Origin of the sequence: Nostoc sp. KVJ20 (assembly GCF_001712795.1) — a bacterium.
Classification (GTDB): Bacteria; Cyanobacteriota; Cyanobacteriia; order Cyanobacteriales; family Nostocaceae; genus Nostoc.
This window is the reverse complement of the sequence record NZ_KV757723.1, coordinates 1-24,998: the sequence shown is the minus strand read 5'-3', so window position 1 is coordinate 24,998 and position 24,998 is coordinate 1. Positions and strand designations below refer to the sequence as shown.

20 protein-coding genes are annotated in these 24,998 nt (G+C 42.3%); 8 read left to right on the top strand and 12 right to left on the bottom strand.

What is annotated here, in order from left to right; all coding sequences use genetic code 11:
* Positions 1 to 498 precede the first annotated feature (498 nt).
* Complete coding sequence (locus A4S05_RS32030) at positions 499 to 2,220, top strand: pentapeptide repeat-containing protein (RefSeq protein ID WP_141699866.1); 1,722 nt, start codon at positions 499 to 501, stop codon at positions 2,218 to 2,220.
* 41 nt (positions 2,221 to 2,261) lie between these two features.
* On the opposite strand, the gene A4S05_RS32025 is transcribed toward A4S05_RS32030, so the two are convergent.
* The 11 genes from A4S05_RS32025 to A4S05_RS31980 all read right to left on the bottom strand — a co-directional run bounded on the left by A4S05_RS32025 (position 2,262) and on the right by A4S05_RS31980 (position 14,508).
* Positions 2,262 to 8,384, bottom strand: coding sequence for a P-loop domain-containing protein (locus A4S05_RS32025; protein WP_069073807.1), 6,123 nt, complete (start codon positions 8,382 to 8,384; stop codon positions 2,262 to 2,264).
* Between the two features lie 204 nt (positions 8,385 to 8,588).
* Complete coding sequence (locus tag A4S05_RS40870) at positions 8,589 to 8,771, bottom strand: hypothetical protein (protein WP_141699865.1); 183 nt, start codon at positions 8,769 to 8,771, stop codon at positions 8,589 to 8,591.
* Between the two features lie 18 nt (positions 8,772 to 8,789).
* Positions 8,790 to 10,613, bottom strand: a complete 1,824-nt coding sequence (locus A4S05_RS39615) for a P-loop NTPase family protein (protein ID WP_084227341.1) — start codon at positions 10,611 to 10,613, stop codon at positions 8,790 to 8,792.
* A complete protein-coding gene (locus tag A4S05_RS32015; RefSeq protein WP_256091316.1) occupies positions 10,610 to 11,188 on the bottom strand; it encodes a hypothetical protein in 579 nt (192 codons plus the stop codon). Before A4S05_RS32015 ends, A4S05_RS39615 begins: the two co-directional genes overlap by 4 nt.
* Positions 11,189 to 11,260: 72 nt before the next feature.
* Complete coding sequence (locus A4S05_RS32010) at positions 11,261 to 11,932, bottom strand: hypothetical protein (protein ID WP_069073805.1); 672 nt, start codon at positions 11,930 to 11,932, stop codon at positions 11,261 to 11,263.
* A gap of 8 nt (positions 11,933 to 11,940) precedes the next feature.
* Positions 11,941 to 12,357, bottom strand: coding sequence for a hypothetical protein (locus A4S05_RS32005; RefSeq protein ID WP_069073804.1), 417 nt, complete (start codon positions 12,355 to 12,357; stop codon positions 11,941 to 11,943).
* Positions 12,358 to 12,453: 96 nt separating this feature from the next.
* Positions 12,454 to 12,648, bottom strand: coding sequence for a hypothetical protein (locus A4S05_RS32000; protein ID WP_141699864.1), 195 nt, complete (start codon positions 12,646 to 12,648; stop codon positions 12,454 to 12,456).
* The gene (locus tag A4S05_RS31995) at positions 12,620 to 12,895 is read right to left on the bottom strand and encodes a hypothetical protein (protein ID WP_069073802.1); all 276 of its coding nucleotides are present in this window, start codon (positions 12,893 to 12,895) and stop codon (positions 12,620 to 12,622) included. Before A4S05_RS31995 ends, A4S05_RS32000 begins: the two co-directional genes overlap by 29 nt.
* Positions 12,892 to 13,107 carry a hypothetical protein gene (locus A4S05_RS31990; RefSeq protein WP_069073801.1) on the bottom strand — a complete coding sequence of 72 codons (216 nt, stop codon included), beginning with the start codon at positions 13,105 to 13,107 and terminating at the stop codon, positions 12,892 to 12,894. Before A4S05_RS31990 ends, A4S05_RS31995 begins: the two co-directional genes overlap by 4 nt.
* 2 nt (positions 13,108 to 13,109) lie before the next feature.
* The gene (locus tag A4S05_RS31985; protein ID WP_069073800.1) at positions 13,110 to 13,337 is read right to left on the bottom strand and encodes a hypothetical protein; all 228 of its coding nucleotides are present in this window, start codon (positions 13,335 to 13,337) and stop codon (positions 13,110 to 13,112) included.
* Complete coding sequence (locus A4S05_RS31980; RefSeq protein ID WP_069073799.1) at positions 13,324 to 14,508, bottom strand: ParM/StbA family protein; 1,185 nt, start codon at positions 14,506 to 14,508, stop codon at positions 13,324 to 13,326. The genes A4S05_RS31985 and A4S05_RS31980 overlap by 14 nt, the downstream gene beginning before the upstream one ends.
* Before the next feature lie 130 nt (positions 14,509 to 14,638).
* On the opposite strand from A4S05_RS31980, the gene A4S05_RS39610 reads away from it, so the two are divergent.
* The 6 genes from A4S05_RS39610 to A4S05_RS40860 all read left to right on the top strand — a co-directional run bounded on the left by A4S05_RS39610 (position 14,639) and on the right by A4S05_RS40860 (position 21,412).
* Positions 14,639 to 14,809, top strand: a complete 171-nt coding sequence (locus tag A4S05_RS39610) for a plasmid partition protein ParG (RefSeq protein ID WP_084227340.1) — start codon at positions 14,639 to 14,641, stop codon at positions 14,807 to 14,809.
* A 153-nt stretch (positions 14,810 to 14,962) separates the two neighbouring features.
* On the top strand, positions 14,963 to 15,190 hold the full coding sequence (locus A4S05_RS40865; RefSeq protein WP_141699863.1) for a hypothetical protein: 228 nt from the start codon (positions 14,963 to 14,965) through the stop codon (positions 15,188 to 15,190).
* A complete protein-coding gene (locus tag A4S05_RS31975) occupies positions 15,190 to 18,420 on the top strand; it encodes a DNA primase family protein (protein ID WP_069073798.1) in 3,231 nt (1,076 codons plus the stop codon). The genes A4S05_RS40865 and A4S05_RS31975 overlap by 1 nt, the downstream gene beginning before the upstream one ends.
* Positions 18,413 to 18,667: a hypothetical protein gene (locus A4S05_RS31970; protein ID WP_069073797.1), complete on the top strand. Its 255-nt coding sequence runs from the start codon at positions 18,413 to 18,415 to the stop codon at positions 18,665 to 18,667. Before A4S05_RS31975 ends, A4S05_RS31970 begins: the two co-directional genes overlap by 8 nt.
* A 243-nt stretch (positions 18,668 to 18,910) precedes the next feature.
* Positions 18,911 to 20,806: a DEAD/DEAH box helicase gene (locus A4S05_RS31965; protein WP_069073796.1), complete on the top strand. Its 1,896-nt coding sequence runs from the start codon at positions 18,911 to 18,913 to the stop codon at positions 20,804 to 20,806.
* Between the two features lie 261 nt (positions 20,807 to 21,067).
* Entirely contained in the window at positions 21,068 to 21,412 is a 345-nt protein-coding gene (locus A4S05_RS40860; RefSeq protein WP_141699862.1) for a hypothetical protein, read from the top strand.
* On the opposite strand, the gene mobV is transcribed toward A4S05_RS40860, so the two are convergent.
* Positions 21,333 to 23,141 (bottom strand): MobV family relaxase, encoded by a 1,809-nt coding sequence (gene mobV, locus A4S05_RS31960; protein ID WP_069073795.1) that lies wholly within the window; start codon positions 23,139 to 23,141, stop codon positions 21,333 to 21,335. The two genes, A4S05_RS40860 and mobV, sit on opposite strands and share 80 nt — an antisense overlap.
* 408 nt (positions 23,142 to 23,549) lie before the next feature.
* Here mobV and A4S05_RS31955 point away from each other — a divergent pair, with 408 nt between their 5' ends.
* Entirely contained in the window at positions 23,550 to 23,816 is a 267-nt protein-coding gene (locus A4S05_RS31955; protein WP_256091312.1) for a hypothetical protein, read from the top strand.
* Positions 23,817 to 24,998 lie beyond the last annotated feature (1,182 nt).

Sequence of the window (24,998 nt, the reverse complement as noted above, 5' to 3'; positions counted from 1 at the left end):
TTAAGAGGGTGTTTATTACTCTAAGTGGTGCGAAAAATCCTATTGTCGCACTATTTGTCAAAGCAGCTGGAGAAGGGGGTTAGGGAGTTATTGTCAGTTGATTGACAATGTTCAGAGGGCGATGAAGAGAAATTAAATGACTTTCAAGTGTAAGCACGGACGATCTCTGTACGTGATTTGACGGTAAATGAACAGAGAGTTAACAAAGCGCGAACACCATCATCCATCTTTCGGGGTTAGGGTGTAAGAACGCGTGTTGATCAGAGGTAGGAATTCAAATTTTTGATATCAATATTGCTATCAAAAGGAAATTCACCGGAATGTCGATAGTCATAAGCAATAGCAGCTTGTATTCCAGTGGGGTCAAAGTTTTGCGGTAGTGAGCATTGACTGCTACTTTGGGCTTGATTCCGGGCAATATTTATATGTAGGGTTGCACAAAAACTACTGAGTGTTAACTCAGTAGTATCGATTACACAACTGTTGACGATAAATTTGATGAATATCTCTAGCTCAGAAATGGATTTAGCATCTTTAGCTGCACGGATAGAACAGTTGGAAGCGGAGCAAAATCTGCGAAGGAAAAATATTGTCTGGCTAAAAAACTATTTTGATGCTTTGAAACAGGAGTTCCAAGACAGACCTGAGTTACAGCAGATTCAATGTATGGAAGAGGCGATCTTGCAGTTAACTGCACAAGTTGCTGAATTGCAACAGCACTTCAATCATTCGCCTACACCTAGTTTGATCAACAGTTTGGATAATTTAAATAATAACGATGTTACGGGAACAACTACTGAGAAAGCAAATATTGATGATGACGAAATAGTAAAAAAGTTTTTTGAAAGGGTTGAGCAGCAAAAAGAAACACCAGTATTGACAGAGACAGCTACTATTATCGAAAATGCTAGCCTTACCGAAACAGAGCAAGATAATCTAATTAATATAGCTGAAGAACAGGCTCAAAATAGCAGAGCTTTTAACGAGCAAGACTTCAAGATTGAGAGAATGATGTGGCTAGCCAATAGAATTTATGCAGCCGAGGAGTCAGTCCAGGAAATACCTATTAACTCTGAAGAATTCTTCAGGTTATATGATGCTAGAGAACGTGATTTTAGTGAGAGGAATCTGAGGAGAATAAATTTGAATGGGAAAAATTTCAGCAGCCTGAATTTTAGTAAAGCAAATCTAGCTGAATCAAATCTTAGTGAGGTAAATTTATCTAGTACAAAGTTGAATGAAACCAACTTAGATGGTGCTAACCTTCAGAAAATAAAACTTAATTCTGTAAACCTAGAAAAAGCAACCCTAAAAAAAGCTAATCTCAGTGGAGCTTATATTTATGATATCAATCTAAGCGGAGCCAACTTAAGTGGAGCCAACTTAAGTGGAGCTAACTTGAGAAAAGCAAAGCTAAATGGTTCTGACTTGAGTAATGCTAATTTGAGTAATGCTAATCTTTTGGAAGCTAACCTTGAAGGTGCAAACCTAACTGGAGCTAATCTAGAACAAGCGATTTACAATGAAAATACTGTCTTTCCTAAAGATTTTGTTTCTGAAAAAAATGCCTATTTGATAGCTCCAGGTTCATCATTGACAAATGCTAATTTAGCTGGTGCTGATTTAAAACAAGTTAACTTAACTGGAGCAAACTTAAAATGGGCAAACATCAACTCAGCAAACCTGGAAAGTGCGGATTTAAGTGAAGCTAACTTAAGTGGTGCGAATCTAACTAGGGCAAATCTTTGCAATACAAAACTAATTCAAACGGATATGAGTGGAGCAAAATTGAGTGAGACAAAGCTAACTGGTGCTAACTTAACTGCTGCCAACCTCAATACAGCCAACCTGATACAAGCAGACTTACAATCCACTAATTTAACTGCTGCGGAATTGGGTGGTGCAAATCTGAAAAACTCAAAATTTAATGGTTCCACAAATCTTAGCGGTGCTAATCTCAGTGGTGTAAATTTAGTTGGTGTCAGCATTTACGGCAACCTGAGTGGAGCAAATTTGAGTAAAGCAAATCTCTGTGGCGCACATCTACATGCACTTAACCTGACTGCTGCTAACCTAATTGGAGCAGACTTGCGAGGGGCAAACTTGAATCATGCAAAGCTAGAAAAAGCCAATCTAAAAGATGCAAACTTAAGTGGAGCTACCTTGGAAAATGCAAAGCTCACTGGTGCGATCATGCCGGATGGAACAACTCATGAGTAGCTTTATCGTATACCTAATAGCATAAAAAAGTATTACAATTACTAAATATTAATATTACATCTATATACAATTATAGATTCCTGCTCTCTAGTAAACTCAATCTCATTTTCATTGGTTATAGATGATCCATAAGCAGAACGCCTCGACCAGCGCGTAACAATAAGGCACAGGTTATACTCCCGCATCAGCATTTCAAGAAAATCCTTGGATAAAAGAAGACGATTTCCATGTCCAACCTGTTTTCTTCTGCTATAACCAACTTCAAAACCATCGCACCAATAAATTAGTTTTTGAGCATAATTTCCCTTGAATACGAGATTTAAGTTATTGGAGTTATCCCATAACAACTCGTATCGTCGAATCCACTCACCCGTGATACTTGCAAGCATGGATCTTGTGAAATGCCACCAATGTCCCCAATGAATAGAAACTAACGGGAGCGTTTCAAATGGATCATGGCTGATACGAGTTCGACTTTGCTCAAGACAAGAGCGTGCTTCGTTAATTGTCAGTGAATAGTACGGTGGTTCTGGAGCGAGTTGTAGAATTGCCTCGCCTGATTCTACTGTCCAATCCCCCCTAAGAATCGTATCAGCAAGCGTATGTGAGGCAAGAAAAGATGTGGAAAGTCGCTTTTCAACTATTCGGCCAGCTTGCTGATAGTATTCATCCACCACAGCAATCCAAGAATCTTCTAGAAATTCCTCTTTCCGTACCTCTTCCTCTTCAAAATTTAGCCAAGCTTGAGTTTCTGCTGTTAGTTCTTGACCTTTGTCAACAAAAGGCACGGATACATCACTTGGTTTTGGATGTATTTCATTAAATGGAAACCAAGGCTCGTAGAGACGTATAAGCGCATCGATTGCCATTTCTGCGAATGGGTTAACTACATTCTCTCGAAGCTCTCGTTCAATAACCCGATTAAATGCGTGCCAAACATAATAGTCATCATAGGTTTCAAAAGGTATACAATCATTATTTATATTGCTGCAATAAGCTTGACCCCGCTCGTTAAACTCTTGTTTAGCTATCTCAGGATCATAGCCCATCACCTCTATTTCTTGCTCAATTTGCCAGTGCAGCTTGTCTAAATCAAAATCTAAACCTCGACAAATTTTGTTAATCGTTTCACGTATTGACCTTGCTGTTCTTGCTAGCGTTTGCGTTTGGAAATAAGGAGATGGTCTCAAGGTGTCAGGAAGCATTACGAGACCTGTACCTGTAATACGAGGACGTAGAGACTCCAATTTTTCAAGAATTATTGTGTTATCTTCAAAATGGTTAGCAATTGCTTCGAGAGTTTTTTTGAGATAGTAAACTCTTTCAGCATGAGGTGTATCTAGGGCAGCTATTAACGTATTAACATGATCAATCAGCATATCTGGTCTATCCAATGCTATAGACGCAATGACTAAAGCTGATTGTGTATTCAATGTATAATCTTCATGTTGGAGCAAACTAATCAGCCAGGTGATAGCTAAAGTAGGCTCAAATAGAGCAAAATCTTTTAACAGATGAACAAAATGTTGACGGCAATGAAGCAATGGTGCTGACCATGCGTGTTCAATAAGTCTTTGTGCAATCTCTTCAAAACTGCTGATTTGATAATTTGGTTCCCGCAACCATTCATAAGGACTGGGAGAAATTGTTGGAAGGTGATCAAATTGATTTTGAATGAATTCATGAAAAGCGTTATAGATATCAATCGCACTATGACGATAGTTTTCTCCAAGGGCTAAAGCTCCCTTCAGAAATAATAAGAAAGTGGTTTCTCCACCCCAAGAATAGTCTCTAAGATGACGCTCAATGAACTCAAATAATGTGTTAAATGCTTGAGCCGGATTAATTTCCGCAAGTTGCTTAAATTCATCCATCTGGGGATTCCATAACTCAAACTTGTTTTTAATCATGAAGGCTTCTTTATAGTATTGAGCAGCTCTATCAGGACGACCAAAGTTTAAGTATCCTCTTGCTAATAAACGATAGCCCTCCTTCGCTATTTCATCATTATTTTGTAGATAATTAGCAAGCCGATCCAGGTCAGAAATTCCTCTGGCTTGGTGAACTAATTGCTCAATCGCCTGTTGAAAGAGAGACCTAAAACGGTAAGCACTATATTTTTCAAAAAGCTGCTCAATACCTTGAGAAAAAGTTTCAAAAGATGCTGATAGTTTCTTAGCTAACGTGTAAATTGGAATTTCCTCTCCGTCCAATTCTACACAGGCAGGTATTTCAAAATCTGCATTAGATGTGTTTTTATCAGTTTTTGGATAAGTTGAGCAGGTTTGTATTGTAAGCAGGTTAGTTTCTAAAGCATATTTATTGAAACTTTCAACAAAAAAAAGACGTTCTGTAGGTGGAATTTCTGTAAGAAGGAATTGTCTAATACGCTTTGCTATCCAATGAACTATATTTTGATTGCCTTGCTCCACTGCGGCTTGCAAGAGGTGAAATCTTGCATAAAATTCGTCTTTATAGCTATCATCGCCAGATCCATCCTCATGAATCAGCTCGGATAAAGTATAGGCTAGTACGAGATTACTGCCATCATAGGAACGGAGAAAACTTGCTAGAACATCTGAAAATTTCCATTCATCTACATGGTTGTAGTATGTCAATAACAATTCTCTAGCAATTTCAGAATTGAAACGTAGAACTGTATTATAAAGATTTATCGGGAACCATCTTATTCCTTTGCCATCTTCTGTAACTTTTGGCATTAAGAGATTCCATTCAGCGATATCTGCAACACGTTGTTGAAGCAGTTCTGGCTGTAAACTGTTCACTTCTTCCAAAGCTTCGATTAATAGACCCACTGTAGAATCTTTTCGATAACCGTACCCCCTCAGTGCCAGAACTGCTTCTTGCAGCCAAGAACGACCAAGGTTGAAGTGACCACACTGACAGGCAAGTTCTGCGAGCGAAAGTAGCTCTTTTGTTCGATGTTCAGTTATGAATTCAGTATTAAAGACATGATTATGAATTTCTATTAGCAGACTTTGTAAATATCCTCGCACCTCGGAGAAAGCTGACAGTACTTGCAAGCCTAAGATTTTGGGAATACAGAAAGTTTTCCCTTCAAAAGCATAGAGGAAACGCTGAAGTAGAAGATTGATTTCACCTCTGCCGATTAAATATCGATTGACTAATTCTTTAAGGAATGAAGGTAAATCTCCTTTAATCACATCTTGAATCTCGAATATACGCTCTCCCTGGCGACGCTCATGTTCAGCAAAATAAGTTAACGCAGAAAGGATGTTTTCTGGCTGGTTCTTGCTTGTAGAAACTGCATAGCAAACTCGATAATAAGCAGCAATTGAAGAGTCGCTAGTTCTGAGAAAATTGTCTAAAACTTGTAACTCGTTGTATCGACCTAGATATTCAAGCCCTGCTACGTAGGCTCGAAATACTTCAAATTCTTGGGATTTTAGTGAAAAACTACTCTCTCGCTCAAGTTGAGGATGTAGAATGATGCTTTCAAGAAGTTCCTCTACAGTATCCGCACCAAGATCATACTGTGCCACATGACCAGCCAATAGTATACGTTCGTCCTGTTTTTGAATATGACGGACAGCTTTACGAATATGATAGGCAACTGTATCCGGTCTGAACTCTGTCTCTAATTTAATGGTTTCGAGCAACCACCTATCCATACGCGCTTCCCATCCTGGTTGTAGTGGAAGAAGCTTTCTTAATGTGCGTAGAACATCCCAACGCTTAAAAGTGTAGAGATTTTTGAGTGCTTTCGGTAAAAAAGCAGTGCCTAAATCTACACGACCATAAGGCAAGCTGGTATCCGGTTCAGGTTCTTCCCCAATCCACTGGGCGAGTGTTACAGCAGCATGGGGAACATAAATTGAAATTAGCTCACCAACAGCAACAGTATAATCTCCTCTTTCAATCTGTCTAGGTAGTTTTTCTAGAAAATCTTGTGCAAGCACACGACCAAATTCATATTCACCCCGTTCAGCAAGATGCACAATGATTCGGGCTGTCTCAGTTGAAAGATCATAAACCTCACGCTCTTGTGCAAATGCAGCTAACGCATCGTTAATCTCCCCCATTGAAAGTAAAGTTCGCCATAATTGTGACCGATCTAGATAATGTTCAAGTCTTTCCTGAGTATGTGATAGGAGAGCAGCAGTACGAGCAGTTACTACTAAGTTACGTTCACTAATAGCAGCACGAGCAGTAGCTTGCAAAGCTTCAATAATTTCAGCACGGGGACGACCACGACGAATAGCGTCTGAAATATAACTTTGTCCATAGTTTTCCATTAAATAACTGTAAACTTTAGCAGCTTCAGCATAACGATGAGCATACATGAACCATAAAAGCTGGTTTCGCTGCTTATCAAGGTAAGAAAAAAGAATGCTTTCATCTAACTGTTGCAACTGCCCAGGTGTTAATTTTGTGCGAATAAAATCGCGAAAACTATTATGAAAAACTCGGCAGCCCGCATCAGAAACTTGCATGAGGTGTTTCATACGATTGAAGAGAGGTTCACCTTCAAAGGCATCATTGACCTCAGCCATACTAAGAAGGTCTGAAATTTGCACACGAAAATGTAACCTTGCTGCTAAACCACATAGTTTTTTCAACTCAGGCTGTCTACTAAATTCACTCCAGAGAGCAATGTAGTAAGAATTAATATCACCTTCGTAAGGGGGCAACTTCTCGACTAGATTGTCGTATTCTTCAACCGGAACCTGCTTAAGTCTCTCAGCGATAAAATATAAATAGAGAGGTAATCCCTCACTACGTTTATGAATTACATCAATAGTATTTTGCCTTGGGCGAGACGATGTATCAAAGTAACGATTCAAAAAATAGCCAGTTTGCTGAATCTCAAATAATGGGATACTAACTAATGCTTCTCGGCATTGCTCCTCAATAACTGAAGGTAAATATTCTGTAGATTGAGTTCCAATTAAACAAATTACTCCTGCTGGCAACCGTACAGGTAAAACATTTAGCAGTTTTTGCGTTTTCTCAATTTCTGCTCGCCCCACATGATCAATTCCGTCAACAATCATCAGCAGTTGCTGTCCCCGGAGCTTGAAGTGACTACCAAGCAATGTCAGTAACTCATTAAAGCGTGATTCACTATAGTCATACTGTCTCTCTTCAGGAATCAGATCGCGAAACTCCTGACAAAGTTGTTCAATCATGGATTTAAGAAAGGCTTGTGCAGTGACACGCTCACGCTCAAAAGGATCATTTACCTTTGCAAAGGCGTAGTACCGTATAATTGGTTGACCTCTGCGTCGCAATTCATCAGTAAATCGTGTAATGAATGTAGATTTACCACTTCCAGGAGTACCTACAATAGCTGTATAAGTGGATTCGTCACGAAATAAAACTTTCAGAACTTCCTGTTCAAAACCTGGTCGTGCGACATACGTTTTAAGATCAATAGGAAATCTTTGTGGAAGGGTGCTGTTATCAATTTGTAGAGCTTCAAGAATCTCGTCTCGGTAAATTGGTCGTGATCTTCTTTCCAAATACCATCGTTCAGCATGAGCTAAAAACCTACCATATACTCCAGAAGAAGTCAGACCAAATCGCCTCTGTAGCCAGTCGAAGCGGATAACTTCATCCAACTCCTCTTCATTAGGTTGGCGCAAATCGTATCTAAGAGAACTGAGAAAAGAAACCAATTCATCATCAGACAGCTGGATTTCTTCCTGTATTTTTTTCTGTAGTTGTTTCCTTTTCTGTTTCTGCCAAGTATTTACAACAAATTCATCTTTGAAGCGGCCACCTTCTAAGAACAAAGCGAGTTCTGCACCAGCCGCTCGATTGGTGAAGATGCGAATAATAATTGTCTTTCCAGCGTTCTGAAGTGAGTGCCAAACTTTGGCTAATTTAGCCAAACTAATATGTAAATCTGCATATTGATCTACAAGTTCCGCAGCAGGAAAATCAATTTCAAGCAAAGCATGTGGATTCATTGCGTGCTTTGCTTGGAAACACTCAATTCTATCCCTGTACTCAATAATAACATCATCAGCAGGAGCAAATGAGCTATCTTCATGTCTTACGTGTTCTATGCTTGAATCTGACAGCATCTTCAAGCAGGAGAGTGCAAATAATCGCAACTCGTAGGCATTACCAATACGGGCAGGCGCACTGATTTTTCGTGGTAATAAATCTTTGGTCATGTTCGGGATCATCAAAAGGCACGTTGACATTGAGCCGAGATAGAAGCAAGTTCAGCAAGATAGGTTAAAAAAACTTGCTATATGATGTATGGACTGTAAAAATGTTTATCCTGTCATAGCCTAAATTGCACTGTGAGCGCACCATCACCTTTTTCTAGAAGTAATGGTTATAACCCAATAGTTACAATTTTCAGCGTTTTTTTTCTAATCTTTTAATGATAACTGGCTATTTATCGGCTGAAAAATTATTGGTGCTTCTGCCGTGGTTGTCCGTGCTGCCGTAGCAGTGCCGTAGGTTACGACCTTTGCAGGGTATGGATTGCCGTGATTGTGCCGTATGCCGTAGACACCCATTACAGCCCGTAAAACAGACCTGATTCTCACCACGGCATTACGGCATTACCTTCACCAATCAGGCAGGGAGTAGCTATCATTCCCATCAGGATTTACCTTCTCAGTCTTAACTAATTCAGCTAAACCATCAATTAATTCTGATTCTGAATAGCCGGATAACCTATCTGCCTTCTTCAAATCACGTAATGTTTTTGGTGTTTTAGACTTCACATTCTGGAAGTATTCATAAATCTTTTTCGCTACTTCAGATAATGGCTTTGAATGTCCATTGTGAGCAGCAGTTAAATTAAATTCCAAGTCAAATACTCTATCTAGATATTCCTGCTCCGAAGCAATCGAGTTGACTTTATTAGATAAGAGAGGCATTAATGCCACAACAAAACCACCAACGGAAGCAATCATAACTGGGCGGAGGTTTTGATAAGAGACTGCTTTAATATCCAAGTATTTAGATTTAATTTGCTCCCGCTCTTGCTTACCTGGAATAATGTCACCTCTATTTAAAATCAACTCCAGTACCCCATAAGATTCTTGTTCCCTTCCGTTCTTGATATACCTGTTACCTAACAACAATAGATTGAGACAAAGACGAGTTTGGGCATCCATCTTTTCAATGCCCAATGCTGCCAGATTAAAAGACTGTAGGGAAGCAATAAACTTAGTATTAAACTCTCTACCAATCAGTAAAACATCAAGTAATTTACCGCCATAATTCCAGTCGGAGTAATGCTTACTTAATTGGTCAGCAATCACTAACCAATCATCCAGAATTAGAATCAATGGCGGTAAGGATTCGCGTTTTGATTCTGGTAGCTGTTTTCTTAGTTTGTAGTTAAGATAAAAGCGGTCAATGACTTCTTTAGCTAGGTCTGGGTTTTCCCCGTCAAAGACAATTACCCTTTCTTTCTCCCGTAACCCGCAGAAACTATCATTCTTAGCACTAATTACCCAAATATCCGCGTTGGGGGAATCTGCAAGGATTTTCTCAATCAAATAATTGAGGGTGACTGATTTACCGCTTCCTGGTGCAGCGACTAAAGCAGTAGAGCTATCGGCTCTGGCTAGGGCTTGCAAAGTATTCAGGGCAAGAGCTTCTGATGGGTGAAGACTTTGGGCAGTATTTTGTTGTAATGTCTGCTGTTGAGAGCCGGTCACTTTATCGTCACCCCTGGCGATATCCTGCATTGACTGCCCCGGTAATGCTGCGGCGGGTTGTCCAGTTGCCTGTTGCAGTTGCACCCGTGCTTCGGCTTCTGCCTTTAACCTGACTTGCTCTTGAAATATGGCTAATTCTTCCGGTGTCATCTTTGATAATTGTGCTGCTCTTAGCCGTCGATTCTCTGACCATTGGTGAAACTCGTAGTCTAGCTGTGCGGTGTAACTTTCCTTGTGGAGTCTTAAACCTTCACGAAGCTTGCTGATTAACCAGTTGGCTTTTAGCTCATTCCTCAGTTCGGGTAACATCTGCATCAATCGCCATTCCCTAGCTTTAGACAATGCGAAAGCACCACCTGTGGCCACTACTGCGGCTAGACCCCAAAGCGGCTTATCTGGGTTACTTGGGGGAATAATTCTTAGACGGGTTGCCTTAGTTGGCAGAAAGCTATCACGTTGAAACTCCGGGTTAGCTGGGGCGTAAACAGGGGCATTAAACTCGTGAAGGGGCATAATGTACCGCAAGTCTTGTGTGCAGTACCGCAAACGGTTCACTGGGTTTTTTAGAGTTTGGGGGATAAAGCAATATTCAACCAAACTAGTTTGAGCGCCAGTAAATGACTTTGCCCCACAAATCAACCCGATGGCCGCCAGCACCCCTACAGTGATATTGTTCGCTCTTCCTGAACGCAAGTATGACTCGAATTGCTTACGTTTCATTGGTTTGTCCCCCTGACGATTGCTGCAATCACCAACAACACAAAAGCACCTACCCCAATCCACAGCCAAGGTATTTCACTCTTGGGAGTTGGCTTAACTTCGTAGGTTTTAACCTCCTGATAAAACCGTGTCTTACCTGTATTAGTTGCTTCTGACACTGCCCTATATTCATCAAAGGCAATCCACAACGAAGCTCCTACACTTGCGGTTTGGGCGGTCGCTACCAAAAAATCTTTGTCAATGTGGATTTGTCCGTCGTAGTGAAGCTTGGTCAGGGTATTGGCGAAGAATAGCCCCAGTACAATGCTGCCCAATGTGCCAGAAGCCATTGCCCCAATTCCAAGAGTTGTGAGTAGGCTGACTCCAGCATTGGCGGTGAACACTCCCAAGAATGTAGCCAGTGCTTTGTTTAGCAGTTGCTTGTTACTGAAGACATCACGGATGGACTGTTCTAGCCGTTCGCCGTCTTCATTCTCTGGGGTCGGTTTTTCTGAAGTAGTTTCACCCCAGAGCATTGGTGTGGACTGTTCACTGGTGTTTTGGAACTGTGATAATAAGGAATCAATTTCATTCATGTTTACCTCGCGTGGGTGAAACAGAAAAAGCCAGAGTTTTGGCTCACTACTGGCTTTCGACTTACCTATGGGTTAAATGCCCATGAAGTTGCGGAACCACTGCCCTACTCGGCTAATCCCAGCAGTGCGCGAGTAATTGGGCTTGGGTATGCGGTCAGTCTTGGCTTCACTACCGTTTGTCCACAGTGCGGTAGTTACGGCGTTTTCGTAAGCGCGATCTGCTGCATCTTGTGTTTCAGGCAGTTTGTTAGAAGCTTTGATTAAATCAACTTCATACTTAGCCAATGCCATAAGGTCTGCTGTGGCCCCAGATATCTGAATCAAGGATGAGCGTTGGGCGTGACGGGTAGCCTCGGCAGTGGTGGCGTTGACGTGTTCCGCCTGCATTTCGGTCATCTCATTTTTGAAACGCTGCTCTCCTGTCTTACTAGTGTTGATAGCTTTCAGGGTTTGCGTTCCGTGCTTCTGGGTCAGTTGCACCAGTTCGGCATAGGCTTGGTTTACATCCCCAGTTGTTTCGATAATCTTTCGGTATGCCTCCAAAGCTTTAGGCAGATTAGCCTTAGCGGTGTCAGACAGTCGCGCCATGTCTGCAATTTTGGTGATTACCGTTTGGTCGCCAAGGAGGGCTTTGTTGAAGTCCGATTCTGAGACATCAAACAGTCTGCCCATTGCTCCTAACGTACCGGGGGCATTGTTGTGAATATGGTTTTTGAGTTTTGCTGCTCCAAAATTACGCGCCATTTTACCTCCTAATAAGGGATGTAGTCATAGTCGATATTGCTGGATGATTGGGGCAACTTATCCCAGTAACCCATCTCTGAAAATCGGCTATAAATTCTCGTTGCTAGTTGCCGTATTGGATCATCAAAATCATCAGAGATTAAATCAAATCGCTTAGAGCCAAACGCTAAGATATTTGCAATATCCGGGTCAATACCGTTGCCCAAGAATTGACCAAATGCAGCAGAGTATGGATGGTCATCAATGGTTTCATGAGTTGCTAAGAATTCGGTTCCGGTGAGGGGTAAGTAAAGGCTGCAAAGAAAAATATTTATTTCGCGCTTCGTAGCTGTTGGGTTAAGAGCCTTAAATTGCTGGAGTTTCAAAGCATTATCAGTGAAAGAACAGCGCCCCCAATCATTGGGATTTCTATAATCTAGTGCCATTTGTTAGAATCCTTTTGTACTTTTCGTTTGCGGCGAGAGATACATACCAGAGTGGGGCGATTGCAATGATTGGTCGTCGGTGCAATCGCACCAGAGTCAGTTCTCACAAAACTCAACAAGTTCAAAAACCTCCCTCTGCACTTGGTTTTGGCTTAATTCTTTGCGTCTGCCTTTGGAGTCATTGAAAACGAAAGGGGCATTGACTCCACAATTAGAACGATGGCTGTAGCGCAGTTGTTGACCACGGAATTGGTACAGATGATTACGCTGTAAGGCTGTCATTGAAAGCATAAGCTTGTCCCTCAACTTGAGAGTAAAACTCGATATTTAGGATTGCTTCGTGAATCTCCATCAAGGCTTGAACGGCATCGCCCAGACGCAGGTCATTCGATGTACTGAACCGCTCGGAGGCTTCGATTTGCTTGTAATTGGGAGATGCTTGCACAAACCTTAGAGTCTGTTCACAACCGAGGATGATGGTCATTATTTCGGTAGTTGTTAGCGATGGTTGTGTGTTTTGGGTGTCTTGGTGGCTCATGACTTCTTCCCTTTCCTTTGAGCTTTTATCGGTGCGGTTGGCGCTTCTGGTTGACTCGGTTTCTGAAGTACATAGCTGATGGCCCCTGCACCTCCCACGGCTGCGGCGATGGTGAACATATTGTTACGACCGAAGTACTGCACTCCGAAATAGCCGAGGGCTAGAAAGCCAAGGGCAGCAACAGAGAATCCAAGTGTTTTGTTGATTTTCATGGCTAGAACATTGCAGCGAGATTGTTAACTAAATTTTTTTCGTCTTGTTGTTGGAGCTTAGAATCAGTCGGTTGTTCAGCTTGGAAGTTGTACCCATTTCGCTGGAATTCTAAAAGTAGGAAGTTAATCACCTCCCCGTAATCGTCTAAGTTCATTTGTTGTGCAAGCTTTTTTAGTAATGGGTGGTAGGGCTTACGAATCACTACCCGAATGCTTTCATTGCTGTTCATTCACACTCCTTAAATGAATCATCTTTGCTAATTGTTCAAGCCCAATCGCGTTTGCCCACACTGGGTTATCTGCTACCACGAACCCTTTAGCCTGAAGTGCTTCACTCACTGATGACAGTCGTGAGCCTCCCCCAGTAATTAAGCAGACATCTGCATTAATCTTCCAAGGGTGGATAAACTTGAATACTGGCGCTAGGGACTTTTGTACCCAAGGCGCTAACTCTTTTTGGTAGACATCTTGAAAACTGAACTGTTTGCCGTACCAAAAGGGCTTGTCAGTGCTTTCTAGTCCCTGGCGGATAAGGTGCGGCATTGCAATCTCGCCTACCAAGCGATTCTTAAAGTCTGGGTTGACCGAAATCATTCGGATCAACTCTTCCACACCGTTATCAAAAGTCTTTCGGTTAGCTAGATGTCCTTTGGAACCTATCAAAGTGGCAATAACTGTCCGATTCCCTATGTCAACAATTACGTTTTGTTTACTGGTGTTCAAGTTCTGGGCAAAGGCGGCGATCGCTGCGTGCCCTTCGTCGTAAACCTTCAAAACATGGATCTTGACCTCGGTGGGGCAAATCTTACCGCCAAACTTGACGACATGGCGGCCAGTGAGTGCTTCAATCAGCTGATCTTCTAAATCGCCTCTTTCGTGCAAAGATGCACAGATTACTAACTCAATCGAAGCTTTGTAAGGGTAGTAGGAAAGCACTGCTAGCAAATGTTTCAGCGATTGACTCACCTTTGCAGTAGCATCATCAGTAACCCGAAGATGGTTTTTCGGATTGGCATCGTAAGCTGCATAACCCGATAACCATTGCTTGTAGTCCAGTTTAGTTAGTGCATCACCCTCTAGGTACTCAACGTAACCTTCTGTGGGAGTCTCTGTAGGACGGTAGTAGCAATTCTCTAAATAACTGGGAAATCTTATCTGGCGGTCTGATGATACAAATTTAATACTGGAATTACCGAGGTCGTAACCAGCAACGATAGTGAGTGTACCTTTTTGCCCAGTGTTGGCATTTTCGGTATGAACTGCCAAATCTGTCATCGGAAAAATCCTCAAAATATTTAATTGACAAAGTTCTGAAATAGGCTTGCTGCTTTGGTTTTGACTATCTATGCAATGATGCGGTGGCACACTGGCACTTATCCCATCTAATGCAGGTTTGGTCATTCCGTGGCGTTTTTACCTTAATAGCACTATAGCACAAAAATTATAGTGCTATTAATTCATTTAATTGGATATGCTAATTATTTTGTGAAAATAGTAAAGTATTGCTAATTTGCTATAAAAATATTTTGCTATGAGTGATTCAAACAAGCAGGTTTTTGTACGATTTCGAGTAGAGGAAGAAAAGCGCGATCGCTTCAAAATAGCCTGTATACAGTTAAAAACAACTATGGATGAAGTGCTAAAAGGTCTTCTTGATAAATGGCTGGAAGAAAACAGTCCTGAGTCAACTAAAAATAAATAGCACTCTGACCATAGTGCTATAATCCTGACAACATTAGCAAAAAGCCCCCGGCTATAACCGAGAGCTTTTAGTTCTTAACAACGCCCTATCTTGGCGGATTCAGCGTTGTTTGTTCACTCATACCGGGAAGACCCGGATTTAATAAAATTTAATATGCTTAGACTACAAGTTTACAACGAACGTTACCGCAATTGCATCGGTAACATCGTCAGGGCGCATTGTATCTATATTACAGCATCAAAACAGTTGCTGTCAGAAATAAGTAATCACACGCTAACTAACTGCCTTCAATTCCTCGAAGACACTTGCTACACAGACAATACAGCGATTTTTGTACTAGCTAATTTTCAACAATTGAATCAAATCGGAGGTATTCGCTAATGTTGACCACACAACAAGCACTCGCCTCCTTTGATATTCGCAATTTTGTAGACCAGCTAGAACCAGCCAAAGAGAAAAATAAATACATCTGCCCAGCTTGCGGTGGGCATAACTTAGGCATCAACCCTAGTAATGGGAAATACCAGTGTTTTAATAACTGCCAATGCCCTGATATTAGAGAAGCAATCAAACCTTGGAGTGAGGTAGTAGAAGAGAACAAACTTGGTTACACGCAACAATTGGGACTCAAACCACTAAAAGCGAAAAAACCAGCAGCATTACCCAAGGTTTTAAACCTAGATCCATCAGAGTTAAGAATATGCAGGTTGAGGAGTGAAATCACCACACCACAACCCATAACACCCGATTTCGTCCCCAAGTCCGTCAGCTTCAAGCTATCAGATGATGGAGCCACACCGAAAGAATTAAAACAAATTACCGTTATTGAATACGACTATGGCAACGGGCGCAAATCGCACAGATTTGAATGCCCCTGTGCAGCCTTAGACAAAGGCAGAGTCAAAACCTTCTCAGTCAGCAGAATTGACCCCACAACCAATAAAGCTACATGGAAGAAAGAAGGTTATTGGCCTGCTTATAAACAGGACGAAGCGATCGAAATTATCAAATCCACAGATGGCATCCCGGTACTACTAGCCCATGAGGGGGAAAAGTGCGTAGAAGCTACCAGATTGTCAGGTTTAGCCAGCATTACTTGGGTAGGTAACTGCTCTGACGGTGACATCGGAAAATCATTGACCCAAATCAAGCATTCTACGGGTAAAGATTTTTTACTAGCTTATTGCGCGGATCATGATGAAACCGGATGGAAGAAGCAAGAGCGAATTAAAGAGGTTTGCGCCCAAGCCGGAGTAGCTTTTGTTGCCATCGACTTGCTTTTAATCAAACCGGATCTGCAAAATAAAGGAGATGTAGCAGATATTTTTGAATCGGGCATGACAGGCGATGAATTAGCGAATTTACTGTTAAAGCAGATAGAAGAAATTACAGCAGATGCTCAATCATCATCAGAAAATGTAGACTCAGTAGATGTTGCTACTTTCGACGACGATGAGCCGGACAGCACATTCCTGCAAAAAGGTTTTAACACCCTTTACCGCGATCGCAAATGGATTTGTGCAGATGGACTGCTGTATTGCTGGGATGGCTTGCACTACAAACACTCGCCTGATTCAGTTGAGCGTCCACGCATTACGAGTTATTGCAATTCGTATCAAGTTATTAAGAAAACTGGCAAGAACTTTGTCATTACCCACCCTTATGCCAAACCTAGCAAAGTTAAAGAGTTGCTGGAGTGGGTGAAGCTGCGAGTAGAAATTGACCCGCAATTACTTAATCCACCAGGGGTTAACTGTACTAATGGCGTGTTAGGTGTTGATTGGGCAGCCCCCAAACCAGAGCCAGTTTTAGAAGAACACGACCCAGATAAACACTTTTTTACATATCCGCCATTAGTCAAGTATGACCCCCAAGCAGACCCCAGACATTGCGATCGCTTACTGTCATGTTTAGACTCCCCTCAACAACAAGTTTTATTAAGAAACCTGGGGGCGAGTCTTGATCTAAAGGAAGTCCGCAAGCGTCGAGGACGGGAAACAAAGCTATTACTGGCCTGTGGATTGGGTTCAAATGGTAAAGATTCCATCCGGGAGGTAGTATCTATCATCTACGGTGAGCAAGGCATGACCAGCTGTTCCTTAGCTGACTTTGCTGCTTATGATGAAGGACGGAAATTTTCACTCTTTCCCCTGGTCAACAGTCGGGTAAATTGGGCTTCAGAGAATCCACAGACAGCACGACTAGATAAAATTCAATCGCTCAAACTCTTTGCCACTGGTAACGTCTTACACTCAGAGCGCAAGGGGAAAGACCATATCGAATTTAGCCCCGAAGGGATCGGTATCTTCAACTTGAATGAAACCCCGGCACTGCACGGCACAATTCAAGCAATTACTGACCGCATCGCAGCCCTAGTTTTTAGCAAAACATTTAAGTCAAATCCTGACCCAAACAACCCAAACGAGTTACTAGCAGATCCCAGATTCTCTTATGACTTGGATTTTGTGCGTGAGTGTGTGGCCCCAGCATTTTTAAATAAGATGATTGCTGGGCTACAGGCATTGATAGAAGAGGGGATTGACTATAGCTGTACTCAGCAAGCATTAGAGGATATTCAAGCCGAAAACTCTCACTTATTCCAATTTTCTAAAGATACAGGGCTGGGTTACAAGTCGGATGCCATCGTCACAGCATTTGACCTGTGGTCACGCCTAGAAAATTGGTACATCGACAACGGTACTTTGTCCTTTGATGAATCCAGCACTGGCAAGGTAAAAGCGATTTGGCAGGAACAGTCAAAGCCTAGTGATAAAACAGTTAAGGCCATCAACCAAGTCATAGCCAGATTTAAAACACTATTCCCCAAAGCCAAGTTAGTAACCGTCCCCCACCCATCCGGGAAACGGAAGTTACAGGCACTGCAAGGAATTAGTTTTAATGATGTGCCAATGTCAATAACTGACACACCCATAGCAATAAGCTCTAATTCCACAGCAGATCCACCCCAACTGCCACACCAAGAAATCCTTATAAATCAAGACTTCCACACCAACCACACCAGTTTAGGAGATTTAGAAAAAAAATCAACTACGGAATTAAACACCTCATCAAACATTGACTTAAACATTGAATTAAACACTGACTCGTCAGACCAAAATCAAATCACTCACACCAATGTTTCACCTGCTAATAAGGAGAATGACTCTAAATTGGTGTGGGTGGTGTGCGATAACGTGGCACCAAGCACTACAGCAGATTTAGGTGGTGTGTCAACTGCTGTGCCAGATGAGCTTATTGCTATGCCAAATAGCTTATTGACAATGGAAGTGGCAGAGGAGCAAGCGATCGATGATTTAGCAGGAGTCTGTCCACAAGGTGATGTGGCGGTGTTACAGCAAGAAACCAATATTCAACAGGAACAAGAGCCGAATGGTGACACCTGTGACACCCCCCTCAATGCAGGTGGAACGGATGAAGTTATCGCTAATGCTGAACTGATTAGGGAGAGCATTGAAGATCAGTCGTGGGAGATGATTGATGAACTGTTAGAAGAGTGGACTGATGAATTTAAATCTGCTGTTTGGAAAGAGTTGACACCAGAAGAACGCAAGACAGTTAAACAACTAAAGCGAGGTAACACCAATGAATGAGCCTGTTAATTCTCCACGAGTCTTAAAAATGCACCCGGAGATGGGATATTTGGCTGATGAACAGATGGATGCGGATCGTGAATGGTTTTTTCATCATCCCTTCGCTACCAAGTATTACCGCAAGCCTTTTGAATCGGAAGTAATAGAGTTTTGTGAACTTGAACCAGGACGAAAACTCAAAAAAATACTGGTAACAAAGGTGAGTGAAGGCGCAAGAGCTAGAACACCGATTTTTGAGAATACTTGATTAGATGGAAAACCATGAATATAGGGCTGCTAACAGCAATACCTGTCTCCATTAAAATCAATTTCGATTTGATGCCATTAAGAGAAATTTTCCTTATGCGTCAATAATCTCAACGTTCAGCTTGAGGATGATGTTAATAGTGCCCCATCATTCAAGGTTGGCTTACGCGTTGCGTCTGAAAATTTCCCTTTTTTGGGAAGTATAAAGTAGATAAGGAGAGCATTAAAGCACTCAGTTGAGCTTATGAAGCTGCGAGACTATCAGGAGATTTGTAAAGCGAAAATTGAAGCCAACTGGCGCAAAGGTAGTCATAAGCAATTAGCTGTGATGCCAACAGGCGCAGGCAAGACAGTTTTATTTGCTGCACTGGCTAGCGAATTCACTCGTAAAAACCAAGGAGTGTTAGTCGTAGCCCACCGAGAAGAACTAATTATCCAAGCTGCTGAGAAGCTGGCAGCAGCAACCGGCATTATTCCAGGAATCATCAAAGCTGGATATAAACCGAATGTTGATGCACCAATTCAAGTTGGCAGTATTCAAACTTTGGCACGTCGGAAAAAATATCCCGAAGCTAATTTAATCATCATAGATGAAGCACACCACGCGGCATCAAACAGCTATCGTCAATTGATTGCTCAGTATCCAGATGCCCAAATTTTAGGAGTGACCGCAACACCCCAAAGAATTGATGGTTATGGCTTTGAAGACTTGTTTGAAAAACTGGTTGTTGGTGCTACAACTGGGCAGTTGATAGCAGAGGGACACTTGTGTAAATTCAAAATGATTGGGGGTTTTGCCAAACTGGGATTGTTCACCCCAAAGGGTAGAGATTTTACAATCAAAGAATTAGAACGGGCTGCAACCAAGATAAAAGCTGAAGATGTAGTGAGGTGCTGGCAAGATTATTGTTTTGGGAAAAAAACCGTTGTCTTTGCAGTTAACGTGTCTCATAGTCAGGCGATAGCCGAACAGTTTCAAAAAAACGGCATAGCTGCGGAGCATCTCGATGGAGAAACACCCACGGGTGAACGTAAAGCGATTTTAGAAAGATTTAGAACAGGTTCAACGCAGATCATAAGCAACTGTGGGATATTAACCGAGGGCTTTGATTGCCCAGACATTGATGTGGTGCAATGTGCTAGACCTACAACTTCAATTAGCTTGTGGCTACAAATGCTTGGGCGTGCGCTGCGACCAGCGCCAGGTAAGGAGTATGCCATCTTAGTTGACCAGACTGACAATTGGTATAGGCTGGGTACACCTGACCAACATCGGCATTGGAGCCTCAAGCCAGAATCAGTAGATAAGAATTCGCCAGGAGTACGCAATTGTGGGTACTGCCATCACGTTTTCAAGCCGATGTCGGCAAGAATCACTAGCAAAATGGTCTGGAATCCTCAAAGCGAAACTTTTGAAACCCTCTTAACTACACCGTGCCCCAATTGCAGTAAACCTGTAACTTGGCAACTAATTTCTAGCAGTGATATTACCCCGAATCAGGAGAAGAAAGAGGAATTTGATCTAGAGGTGGAGTACCGCGAAATTCCTTCAGAATGTCGGTTCGAGATCCTTGAGCAGATAGTGAAAATTCGCAAATTAGGCAGTAGATTCAAGAATCTCCCAAACCGGGAAAAAAAGTTTATCCATTCGTTAACTGAACTGATCCATCAACAATCCGATATTCAGCTAGCAGAAATTAGAGTAGCACTAGATATTCTAGAAATTGGTTTTTCACTAAGAGAAATTTTGGCTCATGCGCTTTTAGTTCCCTTGTGCCAATTAGCGGCATATAACAATTGGTATCAGATAGAGAGGCTGATGAAGGGTAGGACGGAAGATATTAAAAAGCTGATCTGGGATATGTTACCTAAGCACTACCAGAAGAAAATACACCAGCTAAAAAAGGATCTTGCTGAAAAACCAACGCCATCAGCGATCTTATCCCAGGTAACTTTCAAAGTAGGTGATCTGGTAGCCGCCGCCGCGACTGATGATTTGAAATACTTGTGGCACGGTGTAGTCGAGGAGGTTTCGGACGACGGCTCAGAGGTGTTTGTCGAATGGCAGTCAAGCCAAGGAACAGCCACAAGTTCTTATGAGATACATGAGGCATCTTACTTGCGTCGGCTTTTTATCTAGAAGATTGTTGACCACTATCGTATTGAGGTGCGCGGTAGAGAGTTCGTCGAAAAAAAACTTCGTATACGAACTAAAAACTTACTCCAATGGCTCAATTTTGGCTTCTTTATGTATTATCAAAAATTGGCTCCCATTATGGCAAATTTATGGCACGCCAATGGCATCTCAATGGCAAATGAATGGAAGGAGTGAAAATTCATTTCTCAACTAATTATCACTATTGAGAATTAGGGTTAAAACTGGCAGAATTATGGCATACCAATGGCATGGGTATGGCACAGTAATGGCAAATCAATGGAAAATGCCAGAATTTCTGCATTTTCAAATGTCATAGTGATATTATGCTCCAGCCAAAAATTAATGTCATTTTCTGACGCACAGTACGCCATCTTTGGCGGAAAGTTTTTTGGAGCGAAAAATGATGATTTAAGTAAATTTCAAATCACTTTCATCAAAAAGAAGTACCAACCAGCTACATTAATACTACAAAAGGGGACTGTACAGTTCACTACTAGAACACTGACTATTAAAGACTCAATTCATCATCCTGCTCCTGCTCTTGCTGTTGCTGATGCTGTTGCCTTAACTGCTGCCTATAATCAATAAGCTGCTGATTCCAATCGTCAGCTTTGCACTTGAGCCGCTTGGACTGTGGCAGCAGTTCCTTAACAACTCGTGCAGCTGCATTGCCAGCATCGTCTGGATCAAAAGCCAACTGCACATTAGGAATATGCTGCAATTGCTCTACTGGTAAGCTTTTGGGATTATCTACCGCCATGTACAAAGTTCTATTGGGTGGCACGTCACCTCTAAGCTGATACTCCAGCATTCCAAAAGATATGGCATCGATGGGCGACTTGCACAGCACTAACCTTTCTGCTGGCGAAGTTGACTGTCCGCCTAAGTGAAAGTAAAACCAGCCCTCACGCCGCTTAGTCCCTTTCTCGTAACCCTTGAAAGTGTTGTTCTCGCCCCGTGTTCCCCGCAGGAATGCTCCTATTGCCTGGGGTTCTTCGCCAAGATTCCGCATGACGAACACAGCGTTTTGCTGATCATCAGCGTAAACTAATCCCCTTTTATGCAGAAGTTCCACAAAATTTTCAGGTATCCCCCGTTTCTGGGTGAGGTAGTTGGAGACAGAAGACCACTTGCTTTTTTCCTCAACAGGTAGCTGAAACGGGGTTCGTGGTTCTAACTGGATAATTTCAGCAGCCACTTCACGAGTTTTTGCGATCGCTGCTCGTTCTGCCCCAGCTTCGCCAAATCGCTCATGCAACCAGACGACCGCCTGCCGTAGATTGCACTGGTTGACGTGCATCACCAAGTCAATCGCACCGCCTGATCCCTTTTGTTGATCGGGGGCAAAGTCGTAGAATTTGGGCCCATCTATATTAATGATGTGTCCGTGACCCTTCCATTTTCCTTCCTCGTGGTGTAGCCCCAACTCCCAGGCGACATCCTTAACGGCCAAGTCGCGCAGTTGTTGGGTTTTCAATTCCAGCTCGCGCACAATTTCTTCTAGCCGTTGTCGTTCCTTCTCGCTGGCTCTTGCCCGTTGCTCTGCCCTTTCTAATCGCTCTTGCATGAAAGCCCGGTCAGCGAGTTGGTGGTTAATCGCTTGGAACTGGTCATCAGACTGAATCCTGGTTACATAACTACTAGCTGATTCAAAAGGCGTTGGCGCTAATTGGTTATTTGTAATCACTGCGGTGAGTGGTTCACTGTTAACCGCTTGGTAATATTCCTTTACTTTGGTGTGGGTTGCCTTACTGCCCTTGACCCCCCGTTCAATGCCCAAAGGAGCGAGTGCAGCAGCATAACTATCTTGGAGTTTGGATAACTTAATTCTTCCCTGTCCACCTCTGCCGCCGAACATCGCGTCATGACTGACTCTCCCGGTTTTTTCATTCAGTGGCACGATGTAGGCGTGAATGTGTGGGGTACTTTCATCTAAGTGGAGTTCTGCCCTGACGCACTTTGACCCATAGTTTTCCACTAGCCAGTCACGAGATGCTAAAGCCCATTGCTGCATCAGTGAATCAGACCACTGCCCAGAAAGAGATGGATTTAAGGGACGGAAATATTCAGGCGATGCCGAGAGAAACATTTCGGTGCATAACACCGCATCATGCCGAGGGCGATGCTTGAGGGTGGCAATCTTTTCTTTAACTATCTCTTCGAGTGCGCGTTCGTCTTCTCCCCCAATCAACCGGACATTCTCTTTAGTTGGATCTGCGTTGGGTGTTTCTCTATTCCTGGTAACATGGTCATCACTTCCGGCAACGTTGCCGAATGTTTTTAGTTTCTCAATTCTGAGAATTGTTAGTGGCGACATAAAAGATTTATGCTACAAATGCAGTACTTTGTAGTACGAAAAAGTCCCGCAGGGCGAACGACGGTTTCATGTCATGAGCGCAGCGAGAGATGGCGCAGCCACCCGCAGGGCATGAAACCATAGTGAGTATGGTATCACTTATACAAAACCCTGAAATCCACTTTTGGGGGAGAAATCGCGCTTACTGCCTGGTGCGAAAATACGCCCAAAAGCACCTTTAGGGGGTATAACGACAGTCGTTTGACAGTCATCGAGGTTTTGGACAATGACTGTCAAACGACTGTCATTTGGTACAGTAGAGGGATACTAGGGGTAGTTTACGGCGCATTTTGACAGTCATTGAAATTTGGTATCAATCAACACGATGCCTTACTCATAATCCCCTTTAATTCGGTAGGAATGCAGGACATGGAGCAACCTAATTTGGAAGTGCTTTCGATTAAGCGTAGTCACGACAGTAGCGATGGTCAGTTACTGCAATTTTTACGAGAGCGAGAGCGTAAAATGTCGGGCAGAGGTTTGACTAAAATTGTTTTGAGTACTTTAAGGATGTGCTGGGGGCCTTTTGTCCTGAAGCGTATTGGCACTGACAGCACCACTCTCAAGACTGCTGTGATTTACTCTATCTCACAGTTGGAATTACAGATTCACTTGCTCAAGCAGTTACTTGAGTAGACACTTGCTTTGATGGTGAGAGCGATTTGCAGTCTATCTCGAATGCTGGGTTGGCAAGTTGAAGTTAGGGAGAGGGATTTTTGAAGTATAAGTGCAGCACAGCCGTAATATAGAAAACCCGCCCGAAATTGGGCGAAAAAGTAGCTCCAAGCTAGTGGCAACAAGGATTATAGGCTTTTTGATGAGAAATAGCAGATGCTTTTGGCTTAGTGCAGACTAAGCCCAGGCTTAGTCTGCAACAACTTTTTTGAATGACTTACTGAAATTACTCAAACCCTAGAATTAGTCTAGGCTTAGTCTACGACTATCCTGGACTAAGCCTAGACTAAGCCAAAAGAAATTGTGATTGGATATACAATTTGGTGATTTCAAGACCACTAATTGCATAGACTTAGTGGTGATTATAAATGTGTAGCTAGTGTCCACTGCGCGCTTTTTGAGCGAAGAACTAGAGAAGAATCGCCGCATTTTTCAGAGGGGTGAATTCATCGGTGGCTTTTGTCGTGACTGTGTATTTGTTTTGTAGTTTTTTTTTGATGGCTGTTGCTTCGGCTTCTGCTTTTCATTTTTGGCTGTCAAAAACTTTCCGCCAAATATGGCGTACTGTGCGTCATCAAAAGATGGATTAGCAAGCTTTTAAGCTTTTAAGCGATTTTCAGGGTAATTGACCAATTATTGGGAGCAAATGGGAGACTTCTAACAAGTCTTGGGAACTGTTCGGATTTATTGGGAATTTTTGAGCTAATGAGAATTTTGTGAGTGGATGATGTAAAAGGTGTAAAAAGGTAAGAAAAAAATTGGAGATTTGAGAGATATTGGATAGATATTGGGAGATGTTGAATGTAGTTGGTGAGAATTGGGAAAATGGATGTTTTGTCGAGGTTTTCTCTCAGATGCACGAATTTAGTCAAATAAATCAAATAGTACCAAAACTGTAATATTTCTTGATAAATATATCAATAATCACGGTTTGGGCAGTTTGTCTTGAGAGTAATTATCAATTAGATAGACGAAAAAAGGGTCAAAAACAGGGGTAAATTTTTTTTGTGGATTTTGTTTCTTTAATGTAGAGTCTTGGTTCTGTTTCAAGTCGAATGCTCAACGTTCAATTTGTTTGTGATCAACTACGATAGTCAAGCGATCGCGTATCTTGTGGTCAACCTAATCCAAGATAAAATCAGG

Bases quoted from the DNA above. Each gene is read 5' to 3' on its own strand.
- A4S05_RS32030 (WP_141699866.1), top strand. From the start codon at position 499: ATGAATATCTCTAGCTCAGAAATGGATTTAGCATCTTTAGCTGCACGG.
- A4S05_RS32025 (WP_069073807.1), bottom strand. From the start codon at position 8,384: ATGACCAAAGATTTATTACCACGAAAAATCAGTGCGCCTGCCCGTATT.
- A4S05_RS39615 (WP_084227341.1), bottom strand. From the start codon at position 10,613: ATGAAACGTAAGCAATTCGAGTCATACTTGCGTTCAGGAAGAGCGAAC.
- A4S05_RS32015 (WP_256091316.1), bottom strand. From the start codon at position 11,188: ATGAATGAAATTGATTCCTTATTATCACAGTTCCAAAACACCAGTGAA.
- A4S05_RS32010 (WP_069073805.1), bottom strand. From the start codon at position 11,932: ATGGCGCGTAATTTTGGAGCAGCAAAACTCAAAAACCATATTCACAAC.
- A4S05_RS32005 (WP_069073804.1), bottom strand. From the start codon at position 12,357: ATGGCACTAGATTATAGAAATCCCAATGATTGGGGGCGCTGTTCTTTC.
- A4S05_RS32000 (WP_141699864.1), bottom strand. From the start codon at position 12,648: ATGCTTTCAATGACAGCCTTACAGCGTAATCATCTGTACCAATTCCGT.
- A4S05_RS31995 (WP_069073802.1), bottom strand. From the start codon at position 12,895: ATGAGCCACCAAGACACCCAAAACACACAACCATCGCTAACAACTACC.
- A4S05_RS31990 (WP_069073801.1), bottom strand. From the start codon at position 13,107: ATGAAAATCAACAAAACACTTGGATTCTCTGTTGCTGCCCTTGGCTTT.
- A4S05_RS31985 (WP_069073800.1), bottom strand. From the start codon at position 13,337: ATGAACAGCAATGAAAGCATTCGGGTAGTGATTCGTAAGCCCTACCAC.
- A4S05_RS31980 (WP_069073799.1), bottom strand. From the start codon at position 14,508: ATGACCAAACCTGCATTAGATGGGATAAGTGCCAGTGTGCCACCGCAT.
- A4S05_RS39610 (WP_084227340.1), top strand. From the start codon at position 14,639: ATGAGTGATTCAAACAAGCAGGTTTTTGTACGATTTCGAGTAGAGGAA.
- A4S05_RS40865 (WP_141699863.1), top strand. From the start codon at position 14,963: ATGCTTAGACTACAAGTTTACAACGAACGTTACCGCAATTGCATCGGT.
- A4S05_RS31975 (WP_069073798.1), top strand. From the start codon at position 15,190: ATGTTGACCACACAACAAGCACTCGCCTCCTTTGATATTCGCAATTTT.
- A4S05_RS31970 (WP_069073797.1), top strand. From the start codon at position 18,413: ATGAATGAGCCTGTTAATTCTCCACGAGTCTTAAAAATGCACCCGGAG.
- A4S05_RS31965 (WP_069073796.1), top strand. From the start codon at position 18,911: ATGAAGCTGCGAGACTATCAGGAGATTTGTAAAGCGAAAATTGAAGCC.
- A4S05_RS40860 (WP_141699862.1), top strand. From the start codon at position 21,068: ATGGCATGGGTATGGCACAGTAATGGCAAATCAATGGAAAATGCCAGA.
- mobV (WP_069073795.1), bottom strand. From the start codon at position 23,141: ATGTCGCCACTAACAATTCTCAGAATTGAGAAACTAAAAACATTCGGC.
- A4S05_RS31955 (WP_256091312.1), top strand. From the start codon at position 23,550: ATGGAGCAACCTAATTTGGAAGTGCTTTCGATTAAGCGTAGTCACGAC.